4 protein-coding genes are annotated in these 4,018 nt (G+C 73.1%); 2 read left to right on the top strand and 2 right to left on the bottom strand.

Going from position 1 to position 4,018, the window contains the following annotated elements:
* Positions 1-243 precede the first annotated feature (243 nt).
* Complete coding sequence (locus E0D90_RS24290) at positions 244-435, top strand: DUF4177 domain-containing protein (protein WP_130800097.1); 192 nt, start codon at positions 244-246, stop codon at positions 433-435.
* A gap of 175 nt (positions 436-610) precedes the next feature.
* Here E0D90_RS24290 and E0D90_RS24295 read toward each other — a convergent pair whose 3' ends face one another.
* A complete protein-coding gene (locus E0D90_RS24295; protein WP_103504273.1) occupies positions 611-2,386 on the bottom strand; it encodes an ATP-binding protein in 1,776 nt (591 codons plus the stop codon).
* A 439-nt stretch (positions 2,387-2,825) separates the two neighbouring features.
* Here E0D90_RS24295 and E0D90_RS24300 point away from each other — a divergent pair, with 439 nt between their 5' ends.
* Positions 2,826-3,254, top strand: coding sequence for a hypothetical protein (locus E0D90_RS24300; RefSeq protein ID WP_130800098.1), 429 nt, complete (start codon positions 2,826-2,828; stop codon positions 3,252-3,254).
* Positions 3,255-3,332: 78 nt separating this feature from the next.
* On the opposite strand, the gene E0D90_RS24305 is transcribed toward E0D90_RS24300, so the two are convergent.
* Complete coding sequence (locus E0D90_RS24305) at positions 3,333-3,929, bottom strand: Maf family protein (RefSeq protein ID WP_438827447.1); 597 nt, start codon at positions 3,927-3,929, stop codon at positions 3,333-3,335.
* Positions 3,930-4,018 lie beyond the last annotated feature (89 nt).

A 4,018-nucleotide genomic window follows, 5' to 3' on the forward strand; every position in this document is an offset into this window, starting at 1 on the left:
GCGTCAGCCACCGCGTCAGCCGCCGGCCCGGTCGGCACCCCCCTGGGCCGCCGCGCCGGCGGCTGACGCGGTGGCTGACGCGGCGGCTGAGGCACCCTCACGGAGCGGCGCCGCCCGCACTCCGACGCGCCGGGACGGCCCCGCGGGCTTGGGTGTGCCCCGGCGGCATGGTGTGGACTGGTGTCGTGCCCGCGCCCGGCGCGGACCCGACCATGCCGACACCGACGACGGGAGCCGCCCCGCATGTCCGCTCAGTGGGAGTACAAGGTGCAGACCTACAAGCTCAAGATGAAGGGCTTCGACTACGGCCAGATCGAGACGGAGCTGAACGAGCTGGGCCGCCAGGGATGGGAGGCGTTCAGCACGCTCGCTCCCAGCTTCGGCGCCGGTCAGGCCATCGAGATCACCGTGCTCCTGAAGAGGGCCACCGCGTAGGCCCACGATGACGGACGTCAGCGGAGCGCTGAACGGAACGTCCCGCCGCCGGAGAAGCCCGTACGAGGCAGACGAGGCAGACGACCACGACGCGGCGCGCCCCGGCCGGGGACGGCGTGAGGGGCGGCGGCCCGGTCGGCCGCCGCCCCTCATCCCACCGTCGTCGTACGGTGGTTCAGTCCTTGATCTCGCAGATCAGCGCACCCGAGGAAAGGGCGGCGCCGACCTCGGCCTTGAGGTCCTTGACCGTGCCGGACCGGTGGGCGTTGATGGGCTGCTCCATCTTCATGGCCTCCAGGACCACCACCAGCTCGCCCTCCTCGACCTGCTGGCCCTCCTCCACCGCGATCTTCACGATGGTGCCCTGCATGGGCGAGTTGAGGGAGTCGCCCGAAGCGGCGGAGCCGGCCTTGCGGCCCGCCTTGCGACGGGCCGGCTTGGCGCCGCCCGCGACGGCCGCGCGGGCCAGCGGCATGGCCAGGGTCGCCGGCAGCGACACCTCCAGGCGCTTGCCGCCGACCTCGACGACCACGGTCTCGCGGATGCCGGAGCCCTCTTCGTCCCCCGCGCCGGGCGGGGTGAACGGCGGCAGGTCGTTCGCGAACTCGGTCTCGATCCACCGGGTGTGCACGGTGAACGGACCGGCCGAGCCACCCAGTTCGGGGGCGAACGCCGGGTCGGCGACGACCGCGCGGTGGAACGGCACGGCCGTGGCCATGCCCTCGACGCGGAACTCCGCCAGCGCGCGGGCCGCGCGCCGCAGCGCCTGCTCGCGGGTGGCGCCGGTGACGATCAGCTTGGCGAGGAGGGAGTCCCACGCCGGGCCGATGACGGTGCCGCTCTCGACGCCCGCGTCCAGACGGACGCCGGGACCGGCCGGGGGAACGAACTCGGTGACGGTGCCCGGCGCCGGCAGGAAGTTGCGGCCCGGGTCCTCGCCGTTGATGCGGAACTCGATGGAGTGGCCGCGCAGCGGCGGGTCGTCGTAGCCCAGGGCCTCGCCGTCGGCGATGCGGAACTGCTCGACGACCAGGTCGATGCCGGTGACCTCCTCGGTGACCGGGTGCTCGACCTGGAGCCGGGTGTTGACCTCCAGGAAGGAGATCGTGCCGTCCTGGCCGACCAGGAACTCGCAGGTGCCCGCACCGACGTAGCCGGCCTCCTTGAGGATCGCCTTGGAGGCGCGGTACAGCTCGGCGTTCTGCTCGTCGGTGAGGAAGGGCGCCGGCGCCTCCTCGACGAGCTTCTGGTGCCGTCGCTGGAGCGAGCAGTCACGGGTGGAGACGACGACCACGTTGCCGTGGGTGTCGGCCAGGCACTGGGTCTCGACATGCCGGGGGCGGTCGAGGTAGCGCTCGACGAAGCACTCGCCGCGGCCGAAGGCGGTGACCGCCTCGCGGACGGCGGACTCGTACAGTTCGGCGACCTCGCCCAGCTCGCGGGCGACCTTCAGGCCGCGCCCGCCACCGCCGAAGGCGGCCTTGATCGCGACGGGCAGACCGTGCTCCTCGGCGAAGGCGACGACCTCGTCCGCACCGCTGACCGGGTCTTTGGTGCCGGCGACCAGGGGTGCGCCGGCGCGCTGGGCGATGTGCCGGGCCGCGACCTTGTCGCCGAGGTCACGGATGGCCTGCGGCGGCGGGCCGATCCAGGTCAGCCCGGCGTCGGTCACGGCCTGCGCGAACTCGGCGTTCTCCGAGAGGAAGCCGTAACCGGGGTGGACGGCGTCGGCGCCGGCGTCGGCGGCGGCCTTCAGCACCTTGGTCATGTCGAGGTAGCTGGTCGCCGGGGTGTCACCACCCAGGGCGAACGCCTCGTCGGCGGCGCGCACATGGGGCGCGTCCCGGTCCGGCTCGGCATAGACGGCGACGCTGGCGATGCCGGCATCCCGGCAGGCTCGGGCGACGCGAACGGCGATTTCGCCGCGATTGGCGATGAGCACCTTGCGCACGTTGGCTCCCTCCTTGGAACAAGGTGAGTTTAGATACACGCCACACCGCGCGCCGAGTCCCCTCCGCGCGTGAGTCATCCCACACGCATGGTGACGCGGCGCCGCGCCGAACGCATTCTCTCCCTGGTCTACACGGTACGCGGGCTGTGGCAGTTCTCTTCCGGGGATCGAATGCGGCCGGGTCGGCCCGGCTTTTTCTGTCCATAATCCGGGCACGCGTTGTGGAGAACCTCCAATGGGGGCTGGGATTATTTTTCTCTGGGGTCCCCTAAGGGGTTGTCTCCCGCGTGGCCTGAGCGGTCAGGGGTGGCGGTGTCGCCGGGGACGCCTCTCCCTTCGGGCGTGCGGGCGTGCGGGGCGTGTCGGCCGGGTGCTCCGGCGGGCCGCGGTCGTGCGCGATGTCTTGTCGGTCTCATTACCCGGCAGTAACGTGCTTTGTGTGAACCGGAGTAGGCAAGTCGTGGCCGCTGCGGCGGCGTTGACGGTGCTGGCCGAGGCGGTGGGGCTCGGCGGGATGCACTGGGTTCTCGGGCTGGCCGTGCGCGCGCAGGAGATGTCGCTGGCCGGTCTCTCCACATCGACGATGAGTGCATCGGTGTGGGTGGGCGGCGCACTGCTCGCGGTCTTCCTGCTGGCGTGCGCGGGCGCGCTCGCCCTGGTGGCGCTGCGGGACCGGCTGGGCGGCCGGTGGTCCCGGGCCCTGATCGTCGGTGCCCTGGTGACCCAGGCCGTGCTGGCGGTGATCGCGGTCGGCATGGTCGGCTGGTGGGCGTTCGCCGCGCTGATGGCCCTGTTCGGCCTGCTGCTGCTCACGCTCTGCTTCTCGTACCCGTCACCGGCGGGCGCGCCGGGACCGGTCGCCGCGTGACGCGGTGACCGGTCCCGGCGTGGTGGCGGAGGCGTCCCGCGCTCGGACAGCGCTCGGACGGCGCTCGGACGCTGGTGGTCAGGCGGCGGGCGGGGCCCACATGTCGGTGACCAGGATGCCCAGGCCGGTCAGCAGCTGCCGGAAGAGCGGCAGCGAGATGCCGATGACGTTGCCCGGGTCGCCATCGATCGAGTCCACGAACGGGGCGGCCAGCCCGTCGAGGGTGAACGCCCCGGCCACGTGCAGCGGTTCACCGGTGGCGACGTAGGCGGCGATCTCCTCGTCGGTCGGTTCGCCGAACCGCACCTCGGTGGAGGCGGTCGCCGACATCTGGCGTCCGTCGGCGGCGTCGATCAGGCAGTGGCCGGTCCGGAGCACGCCGGTACGGCCGCGCATCGCCTGCCAGCGGGCGACGGCCTCCTCCGCGTCGGTGGGCTTGCCGAGGGCCTCACCGGCGAACTCCAGGACCGAGTCGCAGCCGATGACCAGCGCGCCGGCCGCCTCCGGACGGCCCGCCACCGCCTGGGCCTTGGCCTCGGCCAGGGCGCGGGCCAGCTCCTCGGGGGACTCCGCCGTCAGGGCGCTCTCGTCGACTCCACTGACCACGACCTCCGGCGCGAACCCGGTCTGCCGCAGCAGGCTCAGCCGCGCCGGTGACGCGGAGGCGAGCACCAGGCGCCGCGCCGGACGTTCGGCGGGGGCCTGGGCGGGGTCGCCCGGGGTGGACGGCCCGGCGGCCAGCGACGGCCCGGACGCCTCGGGGG

Source organism: Streptomyces otsuchiensis, assembly GCF_004305975.1.
In the GTDB taxonomy this organism is placed as follows: domain Bacteria; phylum Actinomycetota; class Actinomycetes; order Streptomycetales; family Streptomycetaceae; genus Streptomyces; species Streptomyces otsuchiensis.

Bases quoted from the DNA above. Each gene is read 5' to 3' on its own strand.
- E0D90_RS24290 (WP_130800097.1), top strand. From the start codon at position 244: ATGTCCGCTCAGTGGGAGTACAAGGTGCAGACCTACAAGCTCAAGATG.